The 26658-nt window shown below is 63.4% G+C and carries 31 protein-coding genes; 15 read left to right on the top strand and 16 right to left on the bottom strand.

The window, feature by feature from the left end; all coding sequences use genetic code 11:
• Window positions 1-131: 131 nt before the first annotated feature.
• Entirely contained in the window at window positions 132-779 is a 648-nt protein-coding gene (locus BLR77_RS11550; protein ID WP_074677859.1) for an FKBP-type peptidyl-prolyl cis-trans isomerase, read from the top strand.
• Between the two features lie 207 nt (window positions 780-986).
• Here BLR77_RS11550 and BLR77_RS11545 read toward each other — a convergent pair whose 3' ends face one another.
• From BLR77_RS11545 to BLR77_RS11510, 8 genes are all read right to left on the bottom strand, one after another.
• Window positions 987-1460, bottom strand: a complete 474-nt coding sequence (locus BLR77_RS11545; protein ID WP_074677857.1) for an Rsd/AlgQ family anti-sigma factor — start codon at window positions 1458-1460, stop codon at window positions 987-989.
• 236 nt (window positions 1461-1696) lie between these two features.
• Window positions 1697-2188, bottom strand: a complete 492-nt coding sequence (locus BLR77_RS11540; protein ID WP_074677856.1) for a disulfide bond formation protein B — start codon at window positions 2186-2188, stop codon at window positions 1697-1699.
• A gap of 151 nt (window positions 2189-2339) precedes the next feature.
• Entirely contained in the window at window positions 2340-3587 is a 1248-nt protein-coding gene (locus BLR77_RS11535) for a heme biosynthesis HemY N-terminal domain-containing protein (RefSeq protein ID WP_074677854.1), read from the bottom strand.
• Window positions 3584-4714 carry a uroporphyrinogen-III C-methyltransferase gene (locus BLR77_RS11530; RefSeq protein WP_074677852.1) on the bottom strand — a complete coding sequence of 377 codons (1131 nt, stop codon included), beginning with the start codon at window positions 4712-4714 and terminating at the stop codon, window positions 3584-3586. Before BLR77_RS11530 ends, BLR77_RS11535 begins: the two co-directional genes overlap by 4 nt.
• A 12-nt stretch (window positions 4715-4726) precedes the next feature.
• Window positions 4727-5497 carry a uroporphyrinogen-III synthase gene (locus BLR77_RS11525; protein WP_074677850.1) on the bottom strand — a complete coding sequence of 257 codons (771 nt, stop codon included), beginning with the start codon at window positions 5495-5497 and terminating at the stop codon, window positions 4727-4729.
• Complete coding sequence (gene hemC / locus BLR77_RS11520) at window positions 5494-6432, bottom strand: hydroxymethylbilane synthase (protein ID WP_074677848.1); 939 nt, start codon at window positions 6430-6432, stop codon at window positions 5494-5496. Before hemC ends, BLR77_RS11525 begins: the two co-directional genes overlap by 4 nt.
• A 92-nt stretch (window positions 6433-6524) precedes the next feature.
• Window positions 6525-7271, bottom strand: coding sequence for a LytR/AlgR family response regulator transcription factor (locus tag BLR77_RS11515; RefSeq protein ID WP_074677846.1), 747 nt, complete (start codon window positions 7269-7271; stop codon window positions 6525-6527).
• Window positions 7268-8350 carry a sensor histidine kinase gene (locus BLR77_RS11510; protein ID WP_074677844.1) on the bottom strand — a complete coding sequence of 361 codons (1083 nt, stop codon included), beginning with the start codon at window positions 8348-8350 and terminating at the stop codon, window positions 7268-7270. Before BLR77_RS11510 ends, BLR77_RS11515 begins: the two co-directional genes overlap by 4 nt.
• A gap of 232 nt (window positions 8351-8582) precedes the next feature.
• Here BLR77_RS11510 and argH point away from each other — a divergent pair, with 232 nt between their 5' ends.
• The 7 genes from argH (at window position 8583) to BLR77_RS11470 (ending at window position 15764) form a co-directional block, all read left to right on the top strand.
• Complete coding sequence (argH, locus tag BLR77_RS11505) at window positions 8583-9977, top strand: argininosuccinate lyase (RefSeq protein ID WP_074677842.1); 1395 nt, start codon at window positions 8583-8585, stop codon at window positions 9975-9977.
• Window positions 9978-10040: 63 nt separating this feature from the next.
• Window positions 10041-10502: a sn-glycerol-3-phosphate transporter gene (locus BLR77_RS11500; RefSeq protein WP_074677840.1), complete on the top strand. Its 462-nt coding sequence runs from the start codon at window positions 10041-10043 to the stop codon at window positions 10500-10502.
• Window positions 10503-10652: 150 nt separating this feature from the next.
• Entirely contained in the window at window positions 10653-11132 is a 480-nt protein-coding gene (locus BLR77_RS11495) for a GNAT family N-acetyltransferase (RefSeq protein ID WP_074677838.1), read from the top strand.
• Between the two features lie 72 nt (window positions 11133-11204).
• Complete coding sequence (locus BLR77_RS11490) at window positions 11205-11957, top strand: endo alpha-1,4 polygalactosaminidase (protein ID WP_074677836.1); 753 nt, start codon at window positions 11205-11207, stop codon at window positions 11955-11957.
• Between the two features lie 26 nt (window positions 11958-11983).
• On the top strand, window positions 11984-12259 hold the full coding sequence (locus BLR77_RS11485; RefSeq protein ID WP_074677834.1) for a hypothetical protein: 276 nt from the start codon (window positions 11984-11986) through the stop codon (window positions 12257-12259).
• A gap of 174 nt (window positions 12260-12433) precedes the next feature.
• Window positions 12434-12688 carry a TIGR02647 family protein gene (locus BLR77_RS11475; RefSeq protein ID WP_074677830.1) on the top strand — a complete coding sequence of 85 codons (255 nt, stop codon included), beginning with the start codon at window positions 12434-12436 and terminating at the stop codon, window positions 12686-12688.
• 217 nt (window positions 12689-12905) lie between these two features.
• Complete coding sequence (locus BLR77_RS11470; RefSeq protein WP_074677828.1) at window positions 12906-15764, top strand: class I adenylate cyclase; 2859 nt, start codon at window positions 12906-12908, stop codon at window positions 15762-15764.
• 215 nt (window positions 15765-15979) lie between these two features.
• Here BLR77_RS11470 and rnk read toward each other — a convergent pair whose 3' ends face one another.
• From rnk to BLR77_RS11450, 4 genes are all read right to left on the bottom strand, one after another.
• The gene (gene rnk / locus BLR77_RS11465) at window positions 15980-16387 is read right to left on the bottom strand and encodes a nucleoside diphosphate kinase regulator (protein ID WP_074677826.1); all 408 of its coding nucleotides are present in this window, start codon (window positions 16385-16387) and stop codon (window positions 15980-15982) included.
• 117 nt (window positions 16388-16504) lie between these two features.
• Window positions 16505-16702: a DUF1289 domain-containing protein gene (locus BLR77_RS11460; RefSeq protein ID WP_074677824.1), complete on the bottom strand. Its 198-nt coding sequence runs from the start codon at window positions 16700-16702 to the stop codon at window positions 16505-16507.
• On the bottom strand, window positions 16692-17024 hold the full coding sequence (gene cyaY, locus BLR77_RS11455) for an iron donor protein CyaY (protein ID WP_017678304.1): 333 nt from the start codon (window positions 17022-17024) through the stop codon (window positions 16692-16694). The genes BLR77_RS11460 and cyaY overlap by 11 nt, the downstream gene beginning before the upstream one ends.
• A gap of 69 nt (window positions 17025-17093) precedes the next feature.
• Window positions 17094-18131, bottom strand: coding sequence for an AraC family transcriptional regulator (locus tag BLR77_RS11450; RefSeq protein ID WP_074677822.1), 1038 nt, complete (start codon window positions 18129-18131; stop codon window positions 17094-17096).
• Between the two features lie 181 nt (window positions 18132-18312).
• Here BLR77_RS11450 and lptM point away from each other — a divergent pair, with 181 nt between their 5' ends.
• Genes lptM through BLR77_RS11420 form a run of 6 tightly spaced genes read left to right on the top strand, consistent with a single transcriptional unit; the run spans window position 18313 to window position 22895 of the window.
• Window positions 18313-18438 (top strand): LPS translocon maturation chaperone LptM, encoded by a 126-nt coding sequence (gene lptM / locus BLR77_RS11445; RefSeq protein ID WP_017361215.1) that lies wholly within the window; start codon window positions 18313-18315, stop codon window positions 18436-18438.
• 13 nt (window positions 18439-18451) lie between these two features.
• Window positions 18452-19699, top strand: a complete 1248-nt coding sequence (lysA, locus tag BLR77_RS11440) for a diaminopimelate decarboxylase (protein ID WP_074677820.1) — start codon at window positions 18452-18454, stop codon at window positions 19697-19699.
• A gap of 10 nt (window positions 19700-19709) precedes the next feature.
• Complete coding sequence (gene dapF, locus BLR77_RS11435; RefSeq protein WP_074677946.1) at window positions 19710-20540, top strand: diaminopimelate epimerase; 831 nt, start codon at window positions 19710-19712, stop codon at window positions 20538-20540.
• Window positions 20537-21235 (top strand): DUF484 family protein, encoded by a 699-nt coding sequence (locus BLR77_RS11430; RefSeq protein WP_074677818.1) that lies wholly within the window; start codon window positions 20537-20539, stop codon window positions 21233-21235. Before dapF ends, BLR77_RS11430 begins: the two co-directional genes overlap by 4 nt.
• Before the next feature lie 14 nt (window positions 21236-21249).
• Complete coding sequence (gene xerC / locus BLR77_RS11425) at window positions 21250-22197, top strand: tyrosine recombinase XerC (protein WP_074677816.1); 948 nt, start codon at window positions 21250-21252, stop codon at window positions 22195-22197.
• On the top strand, window positions 22194-22895 hold the full coding sequence (locus BLR77_RS11420; RefSeq protein ID WP_074677814.1) for an HAD family hydrolase: 702 nt from the start codon (window positions 22194-22196) through the stop codon (window positions 22893-22895). The genes xerC and BLR77_RS11420 overlap by 4 nt, the downstream gene beginning before the upstream one ends.
• 183 nt (window positions 22896-23078) lie before the next feature.
• Here the strand turns inward: BLR77_RS11420 and sutA are convergent, their stop codons facing one another.
• The 4 genes from sutA to glnK form a co-directional block, all read right to left on the bottom strand.
• Entirely contained in the window at window positions 23079-23402 is a 324-nt protein-coding gene (gene sutA / locus BLR77_RS11415; protein ID WP_074677812.1) for a transcriptional regulator SutA, read from the bottom strand.
• A gap of 77 nt (window positions 23403-23479) precedes the next feature.
• Window positions 23480-23905 (bottom strand): secondary thiamine-phosphate synthase enzyme YjbQ, encoded by a 426-nt coding sequence (locus BLR77_RS11410; RefSeq protein ID WP_074677810.1) that lies wholly within the window; start codon window positions 23903-23905, stop codon window positions 23480-23482.
• Window positions 23906-24003: 98 nt separating this feature from the next.
• On the bottom strand, window positions 24004-25254 hold the full coding sequence (locus BLR77_RS11405) for an ammonium transporter (RefSeq protein WP_074677808.1): 1251 nt from the start codon (window positions 25252-25254) through the stop codon (window positions 24004-24006).
• Window positions 25255-25588: 334 nt separating this feature from the next.
• Window positions 25589-25927, bottom strand: coding sequence for a P-II family nitrogen regulator (glnK, locus tag BLR77_RS11400; protein WP_003096476.1), 339 nt, complete (start codon window positions 25925-25927; stop codon window positions 25589-25591).
• Window positions 25928-26337: 410 nt separating this feature from the next.
• On the opposite strand from glnK, the gene BLR77_RS11395 reads away from it, so the two are divergent.
• Window positions 26338-26595 carry an accessory factor UbiK family protein gene (locus BLR77_RS11395; RefSeq protein ID WP_017361208.1) on the top strand — a complete coding sequence of 86 codons (258 nt, stop codon included), beginning with the start codon at window positions 26338-26340 and terminating at the stop codon, window positions 26593-26595.
• Window positions 26596-26658 lie beyond the last annotated feature (63 nt).

Raw genomic sequence — 26658 nt, 5'->3', positions numbered from 1 at the left:
GCCTCCTGGCGGATGTGAACGCGACCATACTAGACGCAGCCGCGAGGGCTCGCCATAGGCCTTTTAGCCATGACAGCAAAGGCACTGCTCGCCTGGCATAATCGGCAGCATCTTGATCGGGAGACATCGTCATGAGCCGCGCCGTACTAGCCGCCCTCGCTATCTGTTGCAGCCTGGGCGTGCAGGCCGACCAGCACCAGCAGGATCTGGCCTACAGTCTCGGCGTGCGCCTTGGCGAGCGCCTGCACGACGAGGTGCCAGATCTGCCGCTGAGCGAGTTGCTCGAAGGCTTGCGCCAGGCCTACGAGGACAAGCCACTGCGACTCGAGGCCAGCCGGATCGAGCAACTACTCGACGAGCACGAAGCGCGTATCGAAACCTCACCACAGCGCCACAGCAAGGCCATCGAGGCGCAGCAGCGTTTTCTCGCCGAGCAAGGTCGCCGCCCTAACGTGCAGGCACTGGCCAACGGCGTGCTGGTGACCGAGCTCAGCCCTGGCAGCGGTCCCACACCCACTGCTCGCAGCCGCGTGCAGGTAAGCTACCGAGGCGAACTGGCGGACGGCAGCGTCTTCGACGAGAGCAGCACACCGCAGTGGTTTCGTCTGGACAGTCTGATCGGCGGCTGGCGCAGCGCGCTGCTGCAAATGCCCAAAGGCGCTCACTGGCGCCTGGTGATTCCATCGGATCAGGCTTACGGGGAGGAAGGCGCGGGTGACCTGATACCACCCTATGCGCCACTGGTGTTCGATCTACGCTTGCTCGACGTGGCCGATTGAAGACCAGCCTGCCGGCCTGATACCGATCCGACAAGACGCAGCCCTGCGTAGGAGCCCCGCCCCGGGGCGAAGCTTTTCAAGTCCGTTCAATTGCGCGCCGCGCTGATTCGCAGCCGGGCGCGCGCCTACAAACTTGATGCGTCGACACTTAGCTGACTGGCATCAACCTGACGGCCCGGAGTGCTCCGGGCCATTGCCAGCACGAGCTCAGAGCGCTTCGGCGGCCTGTTCCTGATGCGCGTTGTGCAGCACTTCGATCAGGCAGTCTTCCAGTTCGAAGCGCTCGTGCAGCAACTGCCCCAGATGATTGAGCTCTGCCACCAGCGACGTGCTGTCGCGGCAATCGCCGTTGTCGCAGTGATCGTTGAAGGCCAGCGCGACCGCAGTAATGGCTTCGATGCGCGGGTAGATCTGCTTGGCCAGTTCCAGACCACGCTGATCATTGAAGGCCTTGGCCTCGTTGGTCAGCTGCTCGTAGACCTCGAAGTGACCAGCAGACACGTAGTCCACCAGCAACTCGCAGAACCCCTGCAGAGACTCACAGTTGATGGCTGGCGCCTGCGGCGCCTTGGTAAGGGCGCTGTAAGCCAGCACAAGTTCGCGGCGCTCACCCAGCCAACGATCAATCAACTGGTGAACCCCACCCCAACGTTCCTGTGCGTTCCGGCAACTCTCAAGCATGATGAACCTCGCTTCCCTTATCGATAATGCCTGTTATACGTCCGCTCCCGAGACGTTATTCTGTCAATCGGTGCTTGGCCTTGGGAAGGCAACCGCAAAATGGCATTTTTCCGGCGGTGCGTGCGAGCCAGATTATGCTCGTGGGCACCCACCATCAAGGCATCGCCGCGAGAAAGTTTCATACGAGCGTTTAATCCCGAAGCCACGACCCGCGCGGCTTTATGCAATTCGCATTCTCAATTGCGACGCAACAGCTGGAACAGGCAAAACCCGAGCATGCCGATGAAACCGAGCAGACTCCATTCGGGGATGCTCATGCCGAACAGCGTCCAGTTGACCTCAGCACAGTCCGCCGTACCACGGAACACCTTGCTGACGATCTCCTGCAGAGGAAAAGCCTCGATCATGTACTCAAGACCCGGCAGACAAGCTTCGAGCTGGTCGGCTGGCACGCTCTGCAGCCAGATCTGCCGGCCGGCGGTAGCGGCACCAGCACCGGCAAACAGCAAGGCCAGCACGGCGTAGATGCGGCGGCCGAAAATACCGGGGCCATGGATCGCTGCGATCAGGCAGACCACACCGAACAGAATCACGCAGATACGCTGTAACACGCACATCGGGCAGGGTTCCAGCCCGACGACATGTTCCAGATAAAGGGCAACCGCCATCAGCATTACGCAGCCGATGAATGCGAGGAAAAACAGGGGACGCGGGCTGGCCAAGTGCATGGTGGCTCCGGGAGGGAAATCGAGGGCAGTACGGTAGAGGAAAGCGAGGGCGCCTTTCAAGGCGCCCCATGAATCAGAGCAGGCTATTCATCATGCCCGAACGCCCCTCCGTCCGCACAGCGAGCCAGCTGTGGCAATCGGCCGCATCCGCTCAGACTGTCACGCCCTGCGGTTGCGGCAGCGGCGGCAAGCCCTGATGCAGCAGGCCGAGACTTTCCAGCAACAGCTGATTGCTGCGTTCCAACTCGCCCAGTTGCGCCAGCAGACGCGCCAGCTCTGCGCAGGTCTCCGGGTGGCGCTCGATTTTCAGACTGGTCTCGAAATAATCACGCGCCTTGCCCCACAACTGGTTCTGCAGGCACAGGCGGCCCAGGCTCAGCAACAAGGCAGGGTCCTGCGGATGCTGCTTGAGCCAGAGCTCGGCCGTTTGCAGCTGACGCGCTGGATCGGCGCCACGCAGCACACCGTAAAAACGGGCCAGACGGCTGTCGTAACCGCGCTTGAGCGCGCTACGTAGAACTTCTTCGGCTTCTTCCTGCGCCCCCAGTCGACGCAGTTGCTCGACATAGGTGGCGATCAGCTCAGGCTCCTGACGCAGCGGCGCGGAGAGTTGCTGCCAGGCTTGCGTCAGCGGCTGCAGTGCGGTTTCGCCATGGCCCTGACCAGCCAGGCCGGCATCGGCCAGGCGACCGCGCCAGGTCTCGCGCTCCAACTCATCGAGTTCTGCTGCAGGCAACGCCTTTTCCTTGCGCAACTCGGGCAGCAAGCCGAGCAGCGCCGACCAGTCCTGGCGCTGCAGATACAGGCGCTGCAGCTGACGCAGCACCAGATGGTGCCCCGGGTGACGCTCACGCATGACCTGCAGGGTTTGCAGCGCCGCATCACTGTCGCCACGGTTGCGTTGCAGCTCGGCGTGGGTCAGAGCGATCGCCAATTCGGCCTGCGGTTGCTTGTTCAGTGCGCGTTCGAGCAATGCGTCGCTCTGCTCGTGATCGCCAAGCTTGCTGGCGGCCCGAGCAGCGCCAAGGTAGTACATCAATGGCTGACTGTCGGCTTCGGCGGCACGGGTCAGCTGGCGCTGGGCCCGCGCCCAGCGACCTTCGGCCAGATCGAGCATGCCCTGCTCGGAAGCCAGGCGCACACGGCGGTTGCGATGCAGGCGCGACCAGGGGTTGGCCAGCCGCGTCGAACTGAGCAACAAACGCAACATCCACTTGATCAGGTAGTACAGCACCACCACGACCACCAGCAAGCCAAGGAACGCCCACAGGCCGGACTGGTAGCGAAAGCCCTTGTAGGCGAACAGCACATAACCGCGATCAGCCTCGATGGCCAAACTGAGCAGATACAGCCCGGCGGCGACGGCCAGCAATAACAGAAGCCAGATCAGGCGTCTCATTGCGCCTCCTCGGCCGCAGCGGCCCCCTGCCGGCGTTGCGCCTGTTTGCGTTGCAGGTAGGTCTGCAATGCACCGAGCGACTCGCTCAGGTCCGGCACCGTGACCTCGATACTGGCGTCGGCCAGCTCGCTGAACCGCTGGCGCAGCGCACGGCTGTCCGGGTTGTCCAAGTTGAAGTGGGCGTCGAGGATTTCCTCGGCCTGCTTCAGCGACTGCTTGTACACACCGGTCTGACCATGCAGCGCAGCCCATTGCGCCTGTTCCAACGCCAGCGACAGACTCAGGCGAACCTGCGACAGGCTTTGCCCAGACAGCAACGGACGCACGTTGCGATCGGCGTCGAACTCGATGCGGAAGTAGTCGGAAAGCTTCTTCACCCACTCGCTCCACCAGGCACTGCCGTCGCCTTCGGCTGCCAGATCGGAGAGTACGTCGCCCTGCCCTTCGAAGGTCGGCGCCAGGGGATTGAGCGTTGCCGCCTGCTCACGCAGGGCACCCAGCTGCAGGAACAGACCGACACGATCCGGGCGCGCCGTGGTACGCAGGGCTTCGAGACTATGGCTGAGCTGCTCGCGCGCAGCGAAGGCGGCAGGGTCGTCCTGCTCGCGGAGAATTTCATCGGCGGCCAGCACCAGCGCTTCGGCGCTGGCGACATCCTGCAGCGCGGACAATCTCAAGGTGGCCAATCGCAGTAGGTGTTCAGCCTCATCCAGGCGCCAATCCTGGCGACTGCCATCGAGCACGCTTTCCAGGCGCTGACTCATGCGCTGCTGATCGTTCTGCAAGTTAGCCAGCAGACGACGGCGCTCGTCCAACTCGGCCGCACTGGGCAGGGCGGACAGGCGCGAATCGAGGCGCTGAGCCAATTCGTCCACTTTCTTCGCGCTATCGTCGCGGGTACGCTGCAGGTCTTCGGCCTGCTGCTGGTCCCGGCTCTGCATTTCATGCAATTGCCAGAGGCTCCAGCCGCCGGCACCTGCACCTGCCAGACCAATCAGCAGGGCGAACGCGGCAAGGCCGCTACCACCGCTGCGCGATGCCTTCACCGGTGGCGGTGTGGGTGTGGGTTTCACGGCTTCGTTGGCCGGTTTTTCTTCTGGCGTGTTCGGGGTGGATGCTTCGCTCACGTATCCGTCCTTTTAGAGGGCGGCAGCCGGAAACTGCTCCAAAGCTGCCTGCAAGGCCGCGGCACTGGCGCCGCGACAGTCCACAACGATCTGTGCACCCGCAACGTGAGCCTGCTCGGCGACACGCGGGCTGGGTACGAACAAGGGTAGCCGAGCCAACGCAGGCCAGTCATCGCCGGCTAGCTGCAGCAGATGCTCGAAACCCTGCCCACTGCTGACAACCAGGCCATTCAGGCGTTCCGCTCGCACCTGTCGGCTCAGCTCGCCCGGCGCATAATGCGGCAGCACACGGCGATACAGTGGCAGATAGTCGACCGTCACGCCTTGGCCGCGCAAGCGCTCAGCGAGTAATTCTCGGCCACCCTCGCCACGCAGGATCAGCACGCGCGGCATAGATGTCGCGGCGATGGCCTGCTGCAGCGCAGGCAGAGCGAGCAACGCTTCGCTGTCATCGCCCGAGTCTGGAAAATGCACGCACAAGCCTTGCTCGGCGAGTACCGCAGCGGTAGCGGCGCCGACACTGAACCAAGGTAGATCGGGTGTCGGGGCCCCAAGTTGTGCCAGGCGCTGCAGGCCAATCCGGGCTGCCGGCTTACTGACCACGATCACCGCGCAGTAGCGCTGCAACTCGGCAAAGGTGCTGCGCTGCTCGGGTGTCTCGTCCAGCGTCTCGATAGCCAGCAGCGGCATGCAGTGGCTTGCGATCCCCTGCGCGGCCAGGGTCTGCGCCAGCGCCGCACAGTCCTCGGCAGGACGGGTCAGCAACAGGCGCCAAGTGCTCAAGGGTGACCGGCCTCACCGTATACAGCCTGGAGAATGGCATCGGCCCCTTGCGCCAAGAGCGCCTCGGCAACACGTACACCCAGGGCTTCGGCATCGCTACTGGCGGCGCGATCTTCGGCGCGCAGCAAAAGGCCACCGTCAGGCTGGCCGACCAGGCCGCGCAGCCACAGCTGATCATCTTCGAGCAGGGCATAGCAGGCGATGGGCACCTGGCAGCCGCCGTTGAGATGCTTGTTCAGCGCGCGCTCAGCGGTGACACGTAGCGCGGTTTCACGGTGATGCAGCGGCACCAGCAAGGCATGCACGTCGCTGTCGGTACTGCGGCACTCGATGCCCACCGCGCCCTGGCCACCAGCCGGCAGGCTGTCCTCGGCGCTGATCGAGCTGCGGATGCGCTCCTCGAAGCCCAGGCGGATCAGGCCGGCAGCGGCGAGGATGATCGCGTCGTACTCGCCGGCATCGAGCTTGGCCAGGCGGGTATTGACGTTGCCACGCAGGAACTGGATTTTCAGGTCAGGCCGACGCGCCAACAATTGGGCCTGACGACGCAAACTGGAGGTGCCGACCACGCTGCCGGGCGGCAGCGCATCGAGGCTGGCATAGGTGTTGGAGACGAAGGCGTCGCGCGGGTCTTCACGCTCGCAGATGCAGTACAGGCCCAGTCCTTCGGGAAAATCCATCGGCACGTCCTTCATCGAGTGCACGGCAATGTCGGCTTCGTTTTCCAGCAGTGCGGTTTCCAGCTCCTTGACGAACAGGCCCTTGCCACCAATCTTCGCCAGCGGCGCGTCGAGCAGTTTGTCGCCGCGACTCACCATGGGCACCAGACTGACCTTCAGGCCGGGATGAGCCTGTTCCAGGCGGGCTTTGACATGTTCGGCCTGCCACAGGGCCAGGGCGCTCTTACGGGTGGCGATGCGAATTTCGCGGGACATGGGCAATTCCAGTAAACCGATTGCCGCGAATCATAACAGGCTCGCCCGACGCCGGCTGAAGGAGGCGGCCATAGGCCGCAGCCGGCGCCCCTCTATAGAGCCTGCATCAGTTTACGTACACCAGCGACATGGCGGCGGCTGACCACCAGCGAATCGCCGTCCAGACCTTTGAGGAACAGTTGAAAGTGTCCAAGCGGGGTGCGCTGCAGGCGCTCAATACGCTCGCGCGCCACCAGCGCATTGCGGTGAATGCGCACGAAACGGTCACCGAACTCGTCTTCCAGCGCCTTCAACGGCTCATCCAGCAGGACTTCGCCGCCTTCGTGGCGCAGGGTGACGTATTTGTGGTCGGCGATGAAGTAGACCACGTGATCCAGTGGAATCAGCTCGATGCCCTTGCGAGTGCGCGCGCTTATGTGGGTACGCGGGCCTCCGCCAGTCTCCGCTGCAGGACGAGTCAGGGCGGCCAGCTGCACACGATTGGGCCGCTCGGCCTTTTTCAGCGCTTCGCTCAGACTCTCAGGGCGCACAGGCTTGACCAGATAGCCCACCGCGCTGACCTGGAAGGCTTCCAGGGCGAATTCATCATGGGCCGTGCAAAAGATCACAGCCGGCGGAGCTTCGCGCTCACACAATTTGGCAGCGACCTGCAGGCCGTCGAGGCCAGGCATGCGGATATCCAGCAGGACCACATCCGGCTTGAGGCTATCAATCAGGGTCAGGGCTTCCTCGCCGTTGCTCGCGGCGGGCTCCAGGACCCGGTAACCCTCGAGCTCACCGACCATGCGGCTCAGGCGCTCGCGGGCAAGGGGTTCGTCATCGACGATCAGGACATTCATATTGCTCTGGCTTCCTGCGTGAGTCTCGCACAAGGATAGCGTAGACAGCTGTAATGACGGCCGTCACGGCGCTCCACGCTGAGACTCGCGCGCGGCCCAAAAAGTGCCGCCAGGCGCGCATCGATATTACTCAGCGCTTGGTGCGTTCCCCGTGACGGGTGCTGCTCGCCCCGCTCTTCATACGGATTGCTGACACACAAGCTGAACACACCTTCCTGGTAATCCGCTTCGACCCGCACCAGGCCACCTTCGATAAGCGGCGCGATGCCATAGATCAGCGCATTCTCCAACAGAGGCTGCAGGGTCAGCTGGGGAATCGGCAGATCCTCCGGCACACCTTCTACCTCCCACTGCAACTGTAGTCGCTCGCCGAGCCGATAGTGCTCAATCGACAGATATCGTTTCGCCAGCTCCAGTTCCTCCTTCCACGGCACCAGCGTGCCAGGTTTGGCCAGGCTGGCGCGAAACAGATCTGACAGGTCCAGCACCGCCTGCTCCGCCTTGTAAGGATCGAGCGTGACCAGACTGGCGATGCTGTTGAGGCTATTGAACAGAAAGTGCGGTCGAATCCGCGCCTGCAACGATTCGATGCGCGCGCGCAGCTCGGCCTGTTCCTGCCGACGCCATTGGCTCTGCAGATAGAAATAGCGTAGCAGCAGTGCGGACATGATCAGGCTGATCAACGCATGACGCAGATAAAGATTTACTTCTCCATTGCGCGGTAGCGGCCCGCCCAGCTCGTAATAGTCGGCCACAGCCGTACAACTCAGGGTCAGCACCACCACCAGCGCACAGCACAGGCCGCCAGCCAGCGCCGGCCGCAGGCGCGCCAGCAAGGGCCGCAATCGACACAGCACGGCAGCCGACAGCAGCACGATCCACTGCACGAACAGTGACGTCAGGGCCAGGCGTACCCAGTCGAAAACCGGCGTCATCGGCTCGGCGAGCACCAGCACCAGCACCAGCAACTCGGCAAGCAGCACCATGCTCAGCAGCGCTTCTGGCTGGCACAGCTCCGGGACGAAGAAGTCGTCAATAGCGGCGTTGTATTTTTTCTTGGCAGAGGATTGTGTGTGCATCGACGCAGTTTCCTTGTCGCCTTGTGAGCCGGCAAGCCAGGCGGCACCAGCCGGACAAAATAAAGCACTGAAATGCCGCCTTCCGGACAAAATTGTGAAGCAGCCGACACCGCCATCGAACGCCCAACGGCGAACGTGGCCCGGCGAAACCCCTGCGGACCCTGTTATTATCGACGCACTTTGTCCGCCATGCTGGCCGCCGATGCGGCTTGCCCGATCCCGAGCCCAAATCATGAGCAGCGAAAAAACCAACCAATCTTGGGGCGGCCGCTTCAGCGAGCCAGTCGACGCCTTCGTCGCCCGTTTCACCGCCTCGGTCGAATTCGACAAGCGCCTGTATCGCCACGACATCATGGGCTCCATTGCCCACGCCAGCATGCTGGCCAAGGTCGGCGTACTCTCCGATGCCGAGCGGGACGCCATCATTGATGGGCTCAAGCAGATCCAGGGCGAGATCGAAGCAGGCCAGTTCGACTGGCGCGTCGACCTGGAAGACGTGCATATGAACATCGAGGCACGCCTGACCGACCGTATCGGTGTCACTGGCAAGAAACTGCACACTGGTCGTTCGCGCAACGACCAGGTGGCCACCGATATCCGTCTGTGGCTGCGTGACGAAATCGACCTGATCCTGGCCGAGATCAACCGTCTGCAGCAGGGCCTGCTGGGCTTGGCCGAAGCAGAAGCGGACACCATCATGCCGGGTTTCACCCATCTGCAGACTGCGCAGCCGGTGACCTTCGGTCATCACCTGCTGGCCTGGTTCGAGATGCTCAGCCGCGATTACGAGCGCCTGGTCGACTGCCGCAAGCGCACCAACCGCATGCCGCTGGGCTCGGCGGCGCTGGCCGGCACCACCTACCCGATCCAGCGTGAAATCACTGCACAATTGCTCGGTTTCGATGCCGTTGGCGGCAACTCCCTGGACGGCGTATCGGATCGCGACTTCGCCATCGAATTCTGTGCAGCCGCTTCGCTGGCGATGATGCACCTGTCGCGCTTCTCCGAAGAACTGGTGCTGTGGACCAGCGCCCAGTTCCAGTTCATCGACCTGCCGGATCGTTTCTGCACCGGCAGCTCGATCATGCCGCAGAAGAAGAACCCGGACGTGCCCGAGCTGGTGCGTGGCAAGACCGGCCGCGTGTTCGGCGCCCTGACCGGCCTGCTGACCCTGATGAAAGGCCAGCCACTGGCTTACAACAAGGACAACCAGGAAGACAAGGAACCGCTGTTCGACGCCGCCGACACCCTGCGCGACAGCCTGCGCGCCTTCGCCGACATGGTGCCGGCGATCAAACCCAAGCGCGAGATCATGCGCGAAGCCGCGCTGCGCGGCTTCTCCACCGCCACTGACCTGGCCGACTACCTGGTGCGCAAGGGCCTGCCCTTCCGCGACTGCCATGAAATCGTCGGCCACGCGGTGAAGTACGGCGTACAGACCGGCAAGGACCTGGCCGAGATGAGCCTGGACGAACTGCGTCAGTTCAGCGACCAGATCAGTGACGACGTCTTCGCCGTGCTGACCCTGGAAGGCTCGGTCGGCGCACGCGACCATATCGGAGGCACAGCGCCGAACCAGGTCCGCGCTGCCGTGGTGCGCGGTCGCGAACTTCTCGCCAGCCGCTGAGGTCGCAAAGGGGCGGCGGCACGTCGCCCCTGCCAAGGCAGGCCATCCGACCAGGAGGTCACCATGCGTTACACACTCCCGACGATCCTGCTACTGAGCCTGCTGGCAACATCAGCAGTCGCGACCGAACACGACTACTGGCAAGTACAGACCAGCGTCTACACGCGGCATTACAATCCCGAGCCTGACCACAACAATCACCAGCGTCTGATTGGCCTGGAGCGCGGTTATGCATCCGGCAACCTGTGGGGTGGCGCGGTCTTTCGCAACTCATTCGACCAAAGCTCGCAATACGCCTATGTGGGCCGACGTTTCGAAAGTGACCGCCACCCTTTCTATGCCAAGCTGACTGGCGGCCTGTTACATGGTTATCGCGGTGAGTATCGCGACAAGATCCCACTCAACCACCTGGGCGTGGCACCTGCGATCATTCCTTCGTTGGGCGTGCAGAGCCACGGCATGGCGGCCGAACTGGTGCTGCTGGGCAACGCCGCGCTGATGGTCAACCTCGGCCTGCGCCTTTAACCGGCTGCTGAAAAACCACCTGCGTTTTTCAACGGCCGGTCAGCGGACCGGGCCAAGGGTCGTCATGAACGAACCTATCGCTGATCGATAACACGCACACATCCAACCACGCGGCAGTACATGCAGTGTCTACCGCGCCAGGAGAGATTCATGTCACTGCACATCCGCCCCGCCACCCCTGACGACGCCGAGCTGATCCTGCGTTTCATCACCGAACTGGCCATCTACGAAAAGGCCGAGCACGAGGTGAAGACCGATACCGCTGGCATCCGCGATAGCCTGTTCGCCGAAGGCAGCACTGCCCATGGTCTGATCTGCGAAACCGACGGCCAGCCCATTGGCTATGCCGTGTACTTCTTCAACTACTCCACCTGGCTGGGCAAGCACGGCCTGTACCTGGAAGACCTCTATGTCAGCCCCGTGGCCCGCGGGCTGGGCGCCGGCAAGGCGCTGCTGCGCCATCTGGCGCAACTGGCCGTGGCACGAGACTGTGGTCGCTTCGAGTGGTCGGTGCTGGACTGGAACACCCCGGCCATCGACTTCTACGAATCCTTCGGCGCCCGCCCACAGAGCGAGTGGACGACCTATCGCCTGACCGGCCAGGCCTTGCTGGACTTCGCCGCAGGCTGAGAAAGCCTGCGCCTAGCTACGGCAACACCCCTGGCCTAAGGTAATTAAATCTCCCCCTGCCTCCGGACCATCATGCGCACACTCCTTGCACTGCTCAGCGTTATCGCCCCGTCACTGACGGCGGCGACGCCGGTCACCATTCCCGTCAATGCATCCTGGCACATGCAGCTCGATGGCAAACTGCAAACGCCTGATCGCCTGGTCTATGACATCGACCTGTACGACACGCCCAAACAAACCATCACCAATCTCAAGGCGGGTGGCCGTATCGTTATCTGCTATTTCAGTGCGGGCACCTGGGAAGATTGGCGCAGCGACGCCCAGGCCTACCCCACGGCGGCCCTGGGCAAAGCATTGCCTGATTGGCCTGGCGAGCGTTGGCTCGACTATCGCCGTGACGATGTACGCCAACTGCTCGCCAAGCGCCTGGACCTGGCCGTCGACAAGGGCTGCGACGCTGTCGACCCGGACAACGTGGACGGCTACAGCAATGACAATGGCCTGGGCCTGACGGAAGCCGAACAAATAGACTTCAATCGTTGGCTGGCCAGCGAGGCGCACAACCGCGACCTGAGCATCGGCCTGAAGAATGCCGTAGAACTGCTGCCCGAGCTCGGCGAGCACTTCGACTTTGCCATCAACGAAAGCTGCTATCGCTACAACGAATGTGACGGTTACAGTCATATGCGCAGCCAGGGCAAGCCGATCTTCATCGCCGAATATCGCGCCTTCAATAAAAACCTCTGCAATCGAGCCGCGAACTCCGGCTTTCGTCTGCAATTCTTCAAACTCAGCCTGAAGGGCGTCGGCACCCCCTGCGACTGAGCCAGCGTCAGAACACGAGAGGAACCATGAGCCAAGACAACGAGCAAGAAGACGAAGATTTCGCCGAAGCCACCCTGATTCAGGCTATCGAAAACCAGCTGGAAAGCGGCGAGCCCGCTGCCGCCAAGGCGGTTTACAACAAGCTGACGCTGGTCGGTTACGAGCGCGAGGAGATCCTCGAGCTGATGGCGCTGGTCCTGGCTCACGAAGTCGATGCCATGCTGCGCGAGGATCGCCCCTTCGATGGCGCCTGGTATGAGCAGGCCCTGCGCGCACTGCCGGAGCTGCCGGAAGAAAGCTGAGCCCGTATGGGTCCAGCCCCCAGGCCGGACTGGCAAGCAGACTGCTATTGCCGATGCCAGCTCCGACCAGGAGGCCTACCCACGAATTCTGGCCAGCTGGCCACTCAGCGATGGGCAGAGCTCAATACATGGCTCTACACTGCAAGAGCGCCATAACAACAAGACGGAGTCACCATGAAGTCATTCACCGCTGACCTGATCGACGAGCTGGAAATCCTCGCCCTGTACAACCTGGACAATCATCAGGAGGGGCTGAAGGTGCACAACAACGCCTCATTCAAGGCGCAAGGCGCCATCACCCGCCTTCACGAAAAAGGCCTGGTGAGCCAGGCCGACGGCGGCTACCTGACCAGCCTGGGCATCGATGCCGCCGAGCACGCGCAAGCGCTGCTGATCATTCTATCGGCCCGTCAGGCCACCTCCGCTTAACAGGCTGTCAATCCGAGCCGCCAGCCGGCTAATGCCGCTCTGTCACCGGCGCTTCGCCCCGGGGCGGGATCCTGTGAAAGGCTGCTTTGGTAACTATCTGATCGGCATTAGCCGGCCGCTCTTCAGAGAGCGGCGCGGCGGGCGATATAGCGTCAAAGGCACTGCACTGGCGAGCTCGCCGCTGATAGGCTTGCCACATCTGCAGTAGAGTTCGAGCATGACGCGCACGCTGGAAATACGCCCCGATATCGATGACGGCATCGACCGCAAGGTGCTGGCGCAACTGCGCGCGCGCTTTCTGCAGATCAATCAGGGCCGCCTGCAGCGGGCCATGGAGGCGCTGTCCACACGCCAGCAACTGGTCCTCAAGCTGTTGCCATTGCTGCTGCACGTCAATCATCCGCTGCTGCCTGGCTACGTCTCGGCCAGTACACCGGCCGGCCTGAGCGGTTTCGAGCCGGATGATGCCAGCCTCGCCGAAGTCCAGCGCCTGACCCGTTCCTTCGTCTACAAACCACGCCGTGGTCAGGGCGCAGCACCGCTGCATGGTCTGTTCCTGATGGGTAGCCTGGGCACCGTGGCGCAGGCCGAACAGAGCGATATGGACCTGTGGCTGTGCCATTCGCCCAATCTCACTGCACAGGAACTGCAGGACCTGCGCAAGAAGTGCGATCAGCTGGAAAGCTGGGCCGCCACCCAGGGCGCCGAGGTGCATGTCTTTCTGGTCGACCCGCAGCGCTTCACCCAAGGCGCGCGCGAGGCGCAACTGACCTCCGACGACTGCGGCACCACCCAGCATTATCTGCTGCTCGACGAGTTCTACCGCACGGCCATCTGGCTCGGCGGCCGTACGCCGCTCTGGTGGCTGGTGCCGGTCTACGAGGAAACGCGCTACCACGACTACTGCCGCACCCTGCTGAGCAAGCGCTTCGTACGTGCCGAGGACGTACTCGACCTCGGCAACCTGGCGCATATCCCACCGGAAGAGTTCATCGGCGCCGGCATGTGGCAGCTGTACAAGGGCATCGAGTCGCCCTACAAGTCGGTACTCAAACTGTTGCTCACCGAGGTCTACGCCAGCGAGCACCCCAAGGTCGAATGCCTGGCGCTGCGCTTCAAGCGGGCGGTGTTCGAAGGCCGCCTGGACCTCGACGAGCTCGACCCCTACATCGTCGTCTACCGTCGCCTGGAAGAATATCTGAGCGCACGCGGCGATCAGGAAAGGCTGGAGCTGATCCGCCGCTGCCTGTACCTGAAGGTCAACAAGAAGGTCAGCCGCCCGCCGACACGCGGCCGCGCCAAGAGCTGGCAGCGCCTGCTGCTCGAGCGCCTGACAGCTGAATGGGGCTGGCAGAGCCGCCAGCTCAACGTGCTCGACAGTCGCAGCCAGTGGAAGGTGCGCCAGGTCGCTGCCGAGCGCCGCGTACTGGTCAACGAGCTGACCTACAGCTACCGCTTTCTCTCACAGTTCGCCCGCACTGCCGAGGCCGGCAGCTCGCTGAACAACCGTGACCTCAACGTGCTGGGCCGGCGCCTGTATGCAGCCTTCGAGCGCAAGGCCGGCAAGGTGGAGTACATCAACCCCGGCATCGCCCCGGACCTGGCCGAAGACACCCTGACCCTGGTCCAGCACCCCAGCCCCGAGGCACCCAGCGAATACCAGTGGGCGCTGTTCAACGGCAGCCTGGGCGCGCAGGAGTGGAGCGACTTCGCCCCTCTCAAGCGTTCGCGCGAACTGATCGAACTGCTCGCCTGGTGCCATCGCAACGGCGTGATCGACAGCAGCACGCGCCTGTCGCTGCATCCGGGCAGCAGCGACCTGACCGATTTCGAACTGTCCAATCTGATCGGCAGTCTGCAGCAGAGCTTCCCCTTGCCGCAGCCCAGCGTCGAAGAAGCCGCCCTGCTGCGCGCCAGCATCCCCAGCCAGGTGCTGTTGCTGGTCAATGTCGGGGTCGACCCGCTCAAGCAGCACAGCCAGATGAACGTGCACATGACCACCGGGCGCACCGATGCGCTGGGGTATTCGGGGGTGCGCGAGAACCTGGTACTGACCCTCGATCAAGTGGTGCTCAACAGCTGGAACGAACTGCAGGTCAGCCGCCATGACGGCACCGACGCCCTGCTCGACTGTCTGCGCGATCTGCTCAACAGCTTGCCGATCGGCGGCCCGCGCCCCCAGGTGCAGGTGCGCTGCTACTGCCGTAATCGTGCCCAGCCGATTGCCGAACGCGTCGACGAGCTGCTGCGCGACCTGCTCGACACCTACGCCGAAGGTCGCCAGTCGCGCTATCTGGTGCAGGTGCGCCAGCACTACCACGTGTTGCAGCTGACACCCGGCCAGGTCAGCCACGCTGCCCTGGGCGATCTGCCGGCACTGCTGGAGCATCTTGGCGCCGAGCAGGAGCTCTACAGCCCTCTGCATCTGGACCGCCATGCCCTCGATGGCGACGACCTGGCGCTGATCCTGCCCATGGGTCGCCCGCAGTGCATCCAGGTGTTCTATCGCCTGCACGAAACCAGCGGCGAAGCGGAACTGACCCTGCTCGATGAACGCAACGCGCTGTGGCGTCGGCGCCTGCCATTTCGCGATGAACAGAGCCTGCTGACGCCGATCCATCGCTTCCTGCAGTCACTGCTGTATCGGCGCAATGCCATGCTGCCGCTCGATGGCGCCGACCACGAACCCCCACTGGAAATTCTCTACTACCAACTGCTGCCGGCTGCGCCCCTACGCGCGCAGCGCCTCGAGCGCAGGCCGGTGCCAGAAGCACAGGTCAGCCACCCGTTCTACGATGTGCAGGCCATCGTCGAGCCGGGCGACGGTCGCCAGCGCCATGTCTCGCTGTACTGCAACCATCGTGAATTTTCCGAACTGGAGTATGGCCGCGAGCTGTATCGCGCCGTGGCGCAGCACATCCTCTCCCAGCGCGCCGGCGGCGAGCGCTATCCCTGCTACATCACCGACCTGGATCTGTCCGCCCTGCTGGCCGGACAACAGGCGCAGACCGTGCACTATCTGCGCTACAAGAGCGAACTGGAGAATGCCCTGAACGCAGCGCTGCAGCAGGCCTAGCATCGCGACATGAATGATCTGCCGCCTTCCGTGGGCCCCGCGCCGCGATTGGCGCACTGGCGGGTTGCCCCTGCCCTACAGCCGGGTCCTGTGAAAAGGCGCAGCTCTGCGCGCTCAAGGCCTGGCAGGCCGTTGAAACCCAGGCGACGACTGCATGGATGCAGGAGGTAGAGCGACGCAGGAGGCCGAAGCCGAGGTCGTTTTTCAACAACCTGCTAGCGGTCGTATTCGCCCGCCGCTTCCGGCTGGTATTCGACGGCCAGCAGCGTCAGCTTGAGCTGCTTGCCGCCCGGTGCCGTCCAATCGATATGCTGACCGACGGACAGACCGAGCAAGGCGCTGCCGACTGGCGCGAGAATGCTGACCTTGCCTTCGCCACCAGCATCCTGCGGGTAGACCAGGGTCAGGTGATAGTCCTTGCCGCTGCTTTCCTCGCGGCAGTGCACGCGCGAGTTCATGGTCACCACACCGGCAGGCACCTCATCGTGCCCCACCACTTCGGCACGATCCAGCTCGGCCTGCAGCGCCTGGGCGCCAGGGCCAAACTCGTCCAGGCTGTCGAGCAGGCGCTCCAGACGCTGCAGATCGAGGCGGGTAATGGTGATGGTCGGTGTGCTGTTCATGATGCCGGGCGGACTCCTTGCGTAAGCCGTAAAAAAGCAAAACCCCGCCCGAAGGCGGGGTTCAGCTGAATGTCTGTCGACCCTAACACAGCCGGACAAATAAACAAGACTGCGTGGTCAGTGCCTCTGCTTGCGCTGCAACAGGCGCTGCTCGGCGGCCTGACAGATCAAGCGGCGCCGCTCGTTGTCGGCCGCGCCCCAGTCGAGAATCTCCTGCAGGGTGCGGCCACAACCGAGGCACTGCTCATGCTCGTCGAGGCAACACTGGCGCCGACACGGCGAATCCAGCGGCTTGTGCGCGGGATCAGAGTTCATCGAACTCCAGCTCGGCGCCCGACTGCTCGAGCGTGATGCGTACCAGCATCTCACCGAGCTGTTCGTCACTGGTATCGCAGATCCAGCGGCCGTCGGCTTCGTCGTAGTCGAAGTGGAAACCACCGGAGCGCGCAGCCAGCCACAGCTGGCGAATCGGCTCCTGACGGCTGAAGATCAGCTGGCTGCCATTGTCGAAACGCACCGTGAGCACACCGGCGCTGTTTTCCAGATCGACGTCCAGACCGCTGTCGTCGAAGATATCCTCCACCGCCTGCTGGGTGGCATCGACCAGATCATGAAAGCGGGCTTCGCTCAGGCTCATCGGGGTGTCCTCACAAGATGCAGCGACTGCAGAAAAATTAGGCGAAAACGCAAGACCAGGTTAGCGGGCCTAGGCGCAAAGGTGGCGACGGTACTCGCCCGGACTCGTTCCCGTCCAGCGACGAAATGCTCGCGCCAGCGAACCCGGCTCGCTGAAACCGACCAGAAAGGCGATTTCTGCCAGCTCAAGTGCAGGGTCACGCAGGTAGTGCAGCACCAGCTGCTGGCGGGTTTCGTCGACCAGCTGACTGAACGACAGCCCGCCCTCACGCAAACGCCGCTGCAAGGTCCTTGGGCTCAGCGCCAGGGCAGCGGCGATGGCCTCCAGATCAGGCCCCTGCTCCGGCAACTGACGCGCCAGCTCCAGGCGCGCCCGATCGAGCACGCTGTTGCCCTGATTGAGCTCGGCCAGCAGGCGATCGGCGTAGGCATCGAGCATGCCCCGCACCTGCGCGTCGGCCTGGTTCAACGGCGCCGCCAGCAACCGCCTGGGAAAGATCAGGGAATTGTCGGGCTGATCGAACAGCACCGGGCAACGAAAGATCCGCGCGTGCTCGGAAGTATCGGCCGGCGCCGGATGCTGGAAGCGCACCTCGGTCGGTGCGATATCCAGGCCGCTGATCCAGCGCCCGAAGCTGACCCAGCCGGCCAGCGTCTCCTCGCTCAGCTGGCGCTGCTGCTGCGCCAGCAACGGCTGCCAGCTGTGGGCAACCAGCGGCTCGCTGTCGGGCCGAGCGGGCTCGTCGTCGAGCACGACCAGGCCCAGGTTGCCGACCAGCGAGGCGTAGCGCGCCTGTCGGTGCAGCGCGTCGGCCAGGGTCGCGCAGCTCATGATCAGGTAACCGAGCACGCCGTAATAACCCGGCCGCACCGACTCCCCCAGATGCAAGCCCAGACAGGGGTCGCCAGTCAGGCGCACGCCCTCGCCCAGCAGCGTCAGATAGGCGCTGGCGGCAATGCGTTGGTCACGCTGGCTGAGAGCTTCAGGACTGAGTTGGGCATGGGCGAGCAACGCCTCGGGCGCTACCCCCTGGCGCTGCAGGTGTTCGATCAAGCCCTGCAGGTAGGCCACAGAGACCGAGCCGGCCAAAATCGCGGGATTGTCCATCGAGGTTCCTCGTTACTCGCCGCATGCTAACCCAAGCTGGCGTGAATGCCCTCCAAGTGCACGCCAGACGCAGGCGCCGATTGAGCCAGCGCCCCGCCAGGCGGGCGCCGGGCGCATAGGCAAGGTGGCAGGGGGTCGGTATACTCCGGCGCAATTCACGCTTATTTTCAAGGACTGCCCCATGAAGCGACTGACCCTCGCGCTCCTCGCCGCCGTTTGCCTGCTGGCTGGCTGCGGTCAGAAAGGCCCGCTGTACCTGCCGGGCGACGACAACGCCGGCAACAGCCGAGACCGTTTCGAACTCTGACAGGAGCTGCCCCATGGAAGCCTTCAACTACCGCGACGGTGAGCTGTTCGCGGAAGGCGTTGCCTTGTCTGCGCTGGCCCAGCGCTTCGGCACGCCCACCTATGTCTATTCCCGCGCCCATATCGAAGGGCAGTACCGCGCCTATGCCGATGCCCTGGCCGGCATGCCGCACCTGGTCTGCTTCGCGGTCAAAGCCAACTCCAACATCGGCGTGCTGAATGTTCTGGCACGCCTCGGCGCCGGCTTCGACATCGTTTCCAGCGGTGAACTGGAGCGCGTGCTGGCCGCCGGTGGCGAGCCGAGCCGCATCGTCTTCTCCGGCGTTGGCAAGAGCCGCGACGACATGCGCCGCGCGCTGGAAGTCGGCGTGCACTGCTTCAACGTCGAGTCCAGCGTCGAGCTGGAGCGCCTGCAGAAGGTCGCTGCCGAGCTGGGACTCAAGGCGCCCGTCTCGCTGCGGGTCAACCCGGACGTGGACGCTGGCACCCACCCGTACATTTCCACCGGCCTCAAGGAAAACAAGTTCGGCATCGACATCGAGCAGGCCGAGGCGGTCTACGCCCGTGCCGCCGAACTGCCGAACCTGGAAGTGATCGGCGTCGATTGCCATATCGGCTCGCAGCTGACCACCCTCGAACCCTTCCTCGATGCGCTGGATCGCCTGCTGCTGCTGGTCGACAAGCTGGCCGCGCGTGGCATCACCATCAAGCATCTGGATCTGGGCGGCGGCCTTGGCGTGCAATACCGCGACGAGCAACCACCGCTGGCCGGCGACTACATCGCCGCCGTGCGCAAGCGCCTGCAAGGCCGCGACCTGTCACTGGTGTTCGAGCCGGGCCGTTTCATCGTCGCCAACGCCGGCGTGCTGCTGACCCAGGTCGAATACCTCAAGCACACCGAGCACAAGGACTTCGCCATCGTCGATGCGGCGATGAACGACCTGATCCGCCCGGCCCTGTATCAGGCGTGGATGGACGTGTCGCCGGTGCAGCCGCGTGCAGGCGAGGCGCGCCACTACGACCTGGTCGGGCCGATCTGCGAGACCGGCGACTTCCTGGCCAAGGATCGTCAGCTGGTGCTGGAAGACGGCGACCTGCTGGCTGTGCGTTCGGCCGGCGCCTATGGCTTCGTCATGAGCTCCAACTACAACACCCGCGGCCGCGCCGCCGAGGTGCTGGTGGATGGCGAGCAGGCCTATGAAGTGCGTCGTCGCGAGACCGTCCAAGAGCTCTATGCCGGCGAAAGCCTGCTGCCGGCCTGAGGGCGACGTCATGCTATTGCGCTTTACCAAGATGCACGGCCTGGGCAATGACTTCATGGTCCTCGACCTGATCAGTCAGCACGCCCACGTGCAACCCAAGCATGCCAAACAATGGGGCGACCGCCATGTCGGCGTCGGTTTCGATCAACTGCTGATCGTCGAGCCGCCGAGCCATCCGGATGTCGACTTCCGCTACCGCATCTTCAACTCCGACGGTTCGGAAGTGGAGCAGTGCGGTAACGGCGCGCGCTGCTTCGCCCGCTTCGTGCTGGACAAGCGCCTGACCACCAAGAAGGTCATCCGCGTCGAGACCAAGAGCGGCATCATCGAGCTGCGCGTGCAGAACGACGGCCAGGTCTGCGTCAACATGGGCGCGCCGCGCCTGGAACCGGCACAGGTGCCCTTCCAGGCCGAGCAAGCCGCGCTGAGCTATCACGTCGACGTCGAGGGCCAGAGCGTCGAGCTGGCCGCACTGTCGATGGGCAACCCGCATGCGGTACTGCGCGTCGACAACGTCGACAGCGCCCCCGTGCACGAACTGGGGCCGAAGCTGGAACACCATCCGCGCTTCCCACAGCGGGTCAATGTCGGCTTCCTGCAGATACAGGATCGCAATCGTGCACGCCTGCGTGTGTGGGAGCGTGGCGCTGGCGAAACCCTGGCCTGCGGCACCGGCGCCTGCGCGGCAGCGGTCGCAGCGATTCGCCAGGGATGGATGGATTCGCCCGTGCAACTGGAACTGCCAGGCGGCAAACTGTCCATCGAATGGGCAGGCGAAGGTCAGCCGGTTATGATGACCGGGCCCGCTGCCCGCGTATATGAAGGACAGGTTCGCCTATGACCGACCAGCAGGATTCGCCCAAACCGCTCGATTCGGAAACGGTCGCCGCCTATTTGCGCCTGCACCCGGAGTTCTTCATCGACCATGAAGAGCTGATTCCCGAGCTGCGCATTCCGCACCAACCCGGCAACGCCGTGTCGCTGGTCGAACGCCAGGTCAAGCTGCTGCGTGAACGCAACATCGAGATGCGTCACCGCCTTGGCCAACTGATGGACGTAGCCCGCGACAACGACCGCCTGTTCGACAAGACGCGCCGCCTGGTGCTCGATCTGCTCGATGCCGGCAGCCTGGAAGAAGTGGTCGGCGTGGTCGAAGACAGCCTGCGCCACGAGTTTCAGGTGCCCTTCGTCGGCCTGATCCTGTTCAGCGACAACAAGCTGCCGGTCGGTCGCTCGGTCAGCTCGGCCGAAGCACATCAGCAGGTCGGTGGCCTGCTCAGCGGCGGCAAGACCATCTGCGGCGTATTGCGCCCGCACGAGCTGGAATTTCTCTTCGGCAAGGAAGACGCGGCGCAAGTCGGTTCCGCTGCCGTGGTCAGCCTCAATCATCAGGGCCTGCATGGCGTTCTCGCCATCGGCAGCGCCGACCCGCAGCACTACAAGAGCTCGCTGGGCACGCTGTTCCTCGGCTATATCGCCGAAGTCCTGGCCCGCGTACTGCCAAGCTTCGCCACACCGCTGCGTTCGGTACGCTAGGTCGTGTAGGGTGGATGACGCGCAGCTCATCCACCATCGACCCATTCGGAACCCGGCACGTGACACTTGAAGCCCATCTCGATGCCTATCTCGAACATCTGCGTCGCGAGCGCCAGGTGTCAGTGCATACCCTCGACGGCTATCGCCGTGATCTCGGCAAGCTGCTGGCTTTCTGCGAAGCGGAGGGCCTGAACGACTGGGCCGGGCTGGATACGCGCAACCTGCGCCGCATGGTTGCCCGCCTGCACCAGCAAGGCCTCTCCAGCCGCAGCCTGGCGCGCCTGCTCTCGGCTACCCGCGGCCTCTATCAATATCTGTTGCGTGAAGGCCTGTGCCGTCACGATCCGGCCACCGGCCTGAGCCCACCGAAGCGCGAACGCCGCCTGCCCCGTACGCTGGATGCCGACCGCAGCGCGCAGCTGCTCGACGGCGCGGTGGAGGACGATTTCATCGCCCGACGGGATCAGGCCATGCTCGAGCTGTTCTATTCCTCCGGGCTGCGCCTGTCCGAACTGGTAGGGCTCGATCTCGACGGCCTGGACCTGCCCGCCGGCCTGGTGCGCGTACGCGGCAAGGGCAACAAGGTGCGCGAACTGCCGGTCGGCAGCCTGGCGCGCCAGGCGCTGGAGCAATGGCTGCCCCTGCGCAAGCTGGCCAACCCGAACGACGGCGCGGTATTCATCAGCCAGCAGGGCCGTCGCCTGGGGCCGCGCGCGGTGCAGCTGCGTGTGCGCCAGGCCGGCGTGCGCGAACTGGGCCAGCACCTGCACCCGCACATGCTGCGTCACAGTTTCGCCAGTCATATGCTCGAGTCCTCGCAGGATCTGCGCGCGGTACAGGAGTTACTCGGCCACGCCGATATCGCCACTACGCAGATCTATACCCACCTGGACTTCCAGCACCTGGCCAGTGTCTATGACCAGGCCCATCCACGTGCCAAGCGCAAAGGCGGTTCCGAATGAGCATTGAACTGATCACCTTCGACCTCGACGACACCCTGTGGGACGTCACCCCGGTGATGCAGGATGCCGAAGCCGCCCTGCGCAATTGGCTGGCCCTGCATGCGCCGCGTCTGGGCGCGGTGCCGGTCGAACACCTGTGGACCGTGCGCAGCCGCCTGCTCGAAGCCGAGCCGATGCTCAAGCACCGCCTCAGCGAACTGCGCCGACGCATTCTGTTTCACGCCCTGGAAGACGCCGGTTATCCACAGAGCGAGGCGCAGACGCTGGCCGAAGCGGGGTTCCAGGTCTTTCTCAGCGCCCGCCATCAGGTCGAACTGTTCACCGAGGTGCACCCGACGCTGGAGGCGTTGGCCGAGCGCTTCATGCTCGGCGTGATCACCAACGGCAATGCCGACGTGCGCCGCCTGGGCCTGTCAGATTACTTCCAGTTCGCCCTGTGCGCCGAGGAACTGGGCATCGGCAAGCCCGACCCGAAACCCTTCCGCGAAGCGCTCAGCCGCGCAGGCGGCATTGCCGCCGAACGCGCCGTGCACATCGGCGATCATCCCAGCGACGACATTGCCGGCGCCCAGGCGGCCGGCCTGCGCGCGATCTGGTTCAACCCGCAAGGGCGTGCCTGGGAGGGCAACGTGACGCCGGACGCGCAGATTGCCAGTCTCGCCGAACTGCCGGGGCTGCTCACCAGTTGGCTGCGCTAGTACCGATCCCCGTGTAGGAGCCCGCTTGCGGGCGATCCACTCACCGCTACCCTGATCGCCCGCAAGCGGGCTCCTACAAGATTGCCGAGGCGCCGATTGAACTGCGCCGCCCCGGATTGCCGCCAGGAATGACAGGCAACAAAAAACCCGCCACATGGACGGGTTCCTTGCAGCGAGCCGCCCTCAGATGGGGCGGCTGCCGTATTTGCTGTCGGGCTTCTTGGGTGGGTCGGCGACCACGTTGGGCTCCACCTCCTGCACCTTGCCACCCTGGGAGAGAAACTCTTCCATGGCCTTGGCCAGGGCATCCCGCTCCTTCTGCTTGGCTTCGATGCTGGGCAGCTCATCGACTTCAACGGCTTTGGCCTTGCTCTTCTTGCCGCTGGCTACGACCTCGCCGCTGCCTTCGTCGTCGCCACTGTCGCCGTCATCGGCAGCAGCCAGGCCCTCGCCATCGTCCTCGTCAGCCCCTTCCAGATCGTCTTGTTCCAGGTCTTCGTCGCTCATGTTCAACCTCATGACTTGCGAAAAGCAGGTTAGTTATAGCCCAGTCGTGCGATGTGCACCGCTCGACCGGAAAAAATTCAAATAGCCTCACCATGCAAGGTCGCCACCACTCGCCGAGCACCACCATGATCGCGATGCTCACCGAGGTAGATCCCTTGCCACGTCCCGAGCGCCAGCCGTCCCTGCTGTATCGGCAGCTGTAGCTGAAAGCCCAGCAGACTGCCCTTGAAATGCGCCGGCAAATCATCCGGCCCTTCGTAATCGTGCTCGTAGCCCGCCTCACCCTGCGGCACCAGACGGTTGAAGAAGCGCTCGAAATCGCGGCGTACCGCGGGATCGGCGTTCTCGTTGACCGTCAGCGAGGCCGAGGTGTGCTGCAGCCACAGATGCAACAGACCAACACGTACCTGCGCCAGTTCCGGCAATACTGCCAGCACTTCTTCGGTCACCAGATGAAACCCGCGCTCACGCGGACGCAGGCTGATGATGCGTTGCTGCCACATACCGATCTCACTCTCGATGGCTCCAGCGCGCGCATTCTAGCGTGCTGCCAGAAAAAACAAAGGGCGCCCGAAGGCGCCCTTTGCGATTTACCGGAGGATCACTTGTTGGTGAATTCCGGGTAGGCCTCCATACCGCACTCAGCGATATCCACACCTTCATATTCTTCTTCTTCGCTGACGCGCAGACCGATCACCGCCTTGATGATGCTCCAGACGATCAGGCTGGCGATGAATACCCAGGCGAAGATGCTGGCGATACCCAGCAGCTGAGCCCCCAGCGAAGCATCGCTGTTGGTCAGGCAGACAGCCAGCAGACCCCAGATGCCAACCACGCCGTGCACCGAGATGGCACCGACCGGGTCGTCGATCTTGACCTTGTCCAGACCGAGGATCGAGAACACCACCAGTACACCGCCGACGCCACCGATCAGGGTTGCCTGCAGGCCGCTCGGGGTCAGCGGTTCGGCAGTGATGGCCACCAGGCCGGCCAGGGCTCCGTTGAGCGCCATGGTCAGGTCAGCCTTGCCGAACAGGATGCGAGCAACGATCAGCGCGGCAATCAGACCACCGGCTGCCGCCATGTTGGTGTTGACGAACACCTGAGCGACGGCGTTGGCGTCTTCGATGGTACTCATCTTCAGCTGCGAGCCGCCGTTGAAACCGAACCAGCCCATCCACAGGATGAAGGTACCGAGGGTAGCCAGCGGCAGGTTGCAACCGGGGATGGCATTGACCTGACCGTTCGAACCGTACTTGCCCTTGCGTGCACCGAGCAGCAGTACGCCAGCCAGGGCAGCAGCAGCACCGGCCATGTGCACCACGCCCGAACCGGCGAAGTCGAGGAAGCCAGCTTCATTGAGGAAGCCCGAGCCCCATTTCCAGAAACCCTGAACCGGGTAGATGAAGCCGGTCATGACCACGGCGAAAGCCAGGAAGGCCCACAGCTTCATGCGCTCGGCAACAGCACCGGAAACGATCGACATGCAGGTCGCGGCGAACACCACCTGGAAGAAGAAGTCCGAACGGGCCGAGTAGTAAGGCGCGTCGTCACCACCGGCAAGTACCGACTCGACGCTGTTTTCGTCACCGATCAAGAAGCCCAGGCTCGGCAGGATGCCGCCTTCCGGGCTGGAGTACATGATGTGGTAACCGATCACCAGGTACATGACGCTGGCCACAGCATAGAGCGCCACGTTCTTGGTCAGGATCTCGGTAGTGTTCTTGGCACGCACCAGGCCGGATTCGAGCATGGCAAAACCCGCTGCCATCCACATCACCAGGGCACCACAGATCAGAAAGTAGAAGGTATCGAAGCCGTACTGCAATGCAGTCAATGCTGTGTTATCCATTTTTCACCTCTTGCCGGCGCTTTTGTTGTGCGCTGTTCGGTTGAAACGTCCGGGTTGGCGCCGGACGCGTTCCGCATGCTTTACAGGTCGTTGCCACGCTCGTTCTGGATCACCGGAACCCCTGCGCCGTGAGGCGACCAGGCATTCCCATCACTAGGCCAAGCGCGAGACCTTGAGAGGGTCTGGCACAGCAGAGCGACGAGGGTATCGCCAGCTCCGGCTTTGGCCCTCGAAAACAGCGCAAGGCCAGAATTCGAGGACAAAAGGGCTCCTAGCCCTGCGAAAGTTCGCAGAGTCATGGGTTTACTCCTGGGGCGTGGGGTTCGGAGGCTTGTTAGATCGCGTCGGTATCGGTTTCGCCGGTACGGATACGAATCGCCTGTTCCAGGTTGACTACGAAAATTTTGCCGTCGCCGATCTTGCCGGTGTTGGCAGCCTTGGTGATGGCCTCGATCACGCGATCGAGCTGATCGTCAGCGATGGCCACGTCGATCTTCACCTTGGGCAGGAAGTCGACCACATACTCGGCACCGCGATACAGCTCGGTATGGCCTTTCTGACGGCCGAAGCCCTTGACCTCGGTGACAGTGATGCCCTGCACGCCGATCTCCGACAGCGACTCGCGCACGTCGTCCAGCTTGAACGGCTTGATGATGGCAGTGACTAGCTTCATGAAACTTTCTCCCGTGTAAGGTGGACTTGCCCCAGGAATTGCGAACCCGGCTCAAGTCTAAGCGCAGTGTCTGGCTTTTGTAATGCACCGACCGCTCCAGCCTGGCGTGGTCGATGCCCACCAACCGCTCCCGACGAAACACTCCCCCGCTTCGCCTGCAGCACCAGAACTGCATCGGTGCATGCGTCGCTGGGGTCTAAGCAGAAAGCTTGCCAGCTCATGTAAAAGCGCCATCTTTCAGGCCTTTACTAGCTTCCAGCTACAGTGACCGATCATTCACGCCGAGCACGGCGCACGAAATTGGTGCATCGATGCATTCTGGAGTGCTCAAAAATCGTGCAGCCGCCGCTCAGCCGCCCCCCACCAACCTGCGTGCTACACTGCCGACCGTCTGTTTACGGAACCTGATCATGCTACCGCCGAAAGCCTTGCTCGATACCCTCAGTAGCCACGCCTCACGCCTGTTCAGCGGCGACAGCCCGCTGCCACGTGCCGAGCTGGAAGCCCAGTTCAAAGCCTTGCTACAAAGTGGTTTCAGCAAACTCGAGCTGGTCAGCCGGGAAGAGTTCGACAGTCAGATGGTGGTACTGGCCCGCACCCGCGCCCGCCTGGAGGCGCTGGAAGCCAAGGTCGCCGAACTGGAAGCCAAGCTCACTGCCGCAGACTAAGGTTATGTTGTAGGAGCGGCTTCAGCCGCGAACAGGCTTCGCGGCGGAAGCCGCTCCTACAGG

This window comes from Ectopseudomonas alcaliphila, assembly GCF_900101755.1.
GTDB classification, from domain to species: domain Bacteria; phylum Pseudomonadota; class Gammaproteobacteria; order Pseudomonadales; family Pseudomonadaceae; genus Aquipseudomonas; species Aquipseudomonas alcaliphila.
Note: the sequence above shows the minus strand (reverse complement) of the source record. Positions and strands in the feature narration are given on the sequence as shown.

Excerpts from the sequence above, each read along its gene's own strand:
- BLR77_RS11550 (WP_074677859.1), top strand. The coding sequence starts at position 132 with ATGAGCCGCGCCGTACTAGCCGCCCTCGCTATCTGTTGCAGCCTGGGC.
- BLR77_RS11545 (WP_074677857.1), bottom strand. The coding sequence starts at position 1,460 with ATGCTTGAGAGTTGCCGGAACGCACAGGAACGTTGGGGTGGGGTTCAC.
- BLR77_RS11540 (WP_074677856.1), bottom strand. The coding sequence starts at position 2,188 with ATGCACTTGGCCAGCCCGCGTCCCCTGTTTTTCCTCGCATTCATCGGC.
- BLR77_RS11535 (WP_074677854.1), bottom strand. The coding sequence starts at position 3,587 with ATGAGACGCCTGATCTGGCTTCTGTTATTGCTGGCCGTCGCCGCCGGG.
- hemC (WP_074677848.1), bottom strand. The coding sequence starts at position 6,432 with ATGTCCCGCGAAATTCGCATCGCCACCCGTAAGAGCGCCCTGGCCCTG.
- BLR77_RS11515 (WP_074677846.1), bottom strand. The coding sequence starts at position 7,271 with ATGAATGTCCTGATCGTCGATGACGAACCCCTTGCCCGCGAGCGCCTG.
- BLR77_RS11510 (WP_074677844.1), bottom strand. The coding sequence starts at position 8,350 with ATGCACACACAATCCTCTGCCAAGAAAAAATACAACGCCGCTATTGAC.
- argH (WP_074677842.1), top strand. The coding sequence starts at position 8,583 with ATGAGCAGCGAAAAAACCAACCAATCTTGGGGCGGCCGCTTCAGCGAG.
- BLR77_RS11500 (WP_074677840.1), top strand. The coding sequence starts at position 10,041 with ATGCGTTACACACTCCCGACGATCCTGCTACTGAGCCTGCTGGCAACA.
- BLR77_RS11495 (WP_074677838.1), top strand. The coding sequence starts at position 10,653 with ATGTCACTGCACATCCGCCCCGCCACCCCTGACGACGCCGAGCTGATC.
- BLR77_RS11490 (WP_074677836.1), top strand. The coding sequence starts at position 11,205 with ATGCGCACACTCCTTGCACTGCTCAGCGTTATCGCCCCGTCACTGACG.
- BLR77_RS11485 (WP_074677834.1), top strand. The coding sequence starts at position 11,984 with ATGAGCCAAGACAACGAGCAAGAAGACGAAGATTTCGCCGAAGCCACC.
- BLR77_RS11475 (WP_074677830.1), top strand. The coding sequence starts at position 12,434 with ATGAAGTCATTCACCGCTGACCTGATCGACGAGCTGGAAATCCTCGCC.
- BLR77_RS11470 (WP_074677828.1), top strand. The coding sequence starts at position 12,906 with ATGACGCGCACGCTGGAAATACGCCCCGATATCGATGACGGCATCGAC.
- rnk (WP_074677826.1), bottom strand. The coding sequence starts at position 16,387 with ATGAACAGCACACCGACCATCACCATTACCCGCCTCGATCTGCAGCGT.
- BLR77_RS11460 (WP_074677824.1), bottom strand. The coding sequence starts at position 16,702 with ATGAACTCTGATCCCGCGCACAAGCCGCTGGATTCGCCGTGTCGGCGC.
- cyaY (WP_017678304.1), bottom strand. The coding sequence starts at position 17,024 with ATGAGCCTGAGCGAAGCCCGCTTTCATGATCTGGTCGATGCCACCCAG.
- BLR77_RS11450 (WP_074677822.1), bottom strand. The coding sequence starts at position 18,131 with ATGGACAATCCCGCGATTTTGGCCGGCTCGGTCTCTGTGGCCTACCTG.
- lptM (WP_017361215.1), top strand. The coding sequence starts at position 18,313 with ATGAAGCGACTGACCCTCGCGCTCCTCGCCGCCGTTTGCCTGCTGGCT.
- lysA (WP_074677820.1), top strand. The coding sequence starts at position 18,452 with ATGGAAGCCTTCAACTACCGCGACGGTGAGCTGTTCGCGGAAGGCGTT.
- dapF (WP_074677946.1), top strand. The coding sequence starts at position 19,710 with ATGCTATTGCGCTTTACCAAGATGCACGGCCTGGGCAATGACTTCATG.
- BLR77_RS11430 (WP_074677818.1), top strand. The coding sequence starts at position 20,537 with ATGACCGACCAGCAGGATTCGCCCAAACCGCTCGATTCGGAAACGGTC.
- xerC (WP_074677816.1), top strand. The coding sequence starts at position 21,250 with ATGACGCGCAGCTCATCCACCATCGACCCATTCGGAACCCGGCACGTG.
- BLR77_RS11420 (WP_074677814.1), top strand. The coding sequence starts at position 22,194 with ATGAGCATTGAACTGATCACCTTCGACCTCGACGACACCCTGTGGGAC.
- sutA (WP_074677812.1), bottom strand. The coding sequence starts at position 23,402 with ATGAGCGACGAAGACCTGGAACAAGACGATCTGGAAGGGGCTGACGAG.
- BLR77_RS11410 (WP_074677810.1), bottom strand. The coding sequence starts at position 23,905 with ATGTGGCAGCAACGCATCATCAGCCTGCGTCCGCGTGAGCGCGGGTTT.
- BLR77_RS11405 (WP_074677808.1), bottom strand. The coding sequence starts at position 25,254 with ATGGATAACACAGCATTGACTGCATTGCAGTACGGCTTCGATACCTTC.
- glnK (WP_003096476.1), bottom strand. The coding sequence starts at position 25,927 with ATGAAGCTAGTCACTGCCATCATCAAGCCGTTCAAGCTGGACGACGTG.
- BLR77_RS11395 (WP_017361208.1), top strand. The coding sequence starts at position 26,338 with ATGCTACCGCCGAAAGCCTTGCTCGATACCCTCAGTAGCCACGCCTCA.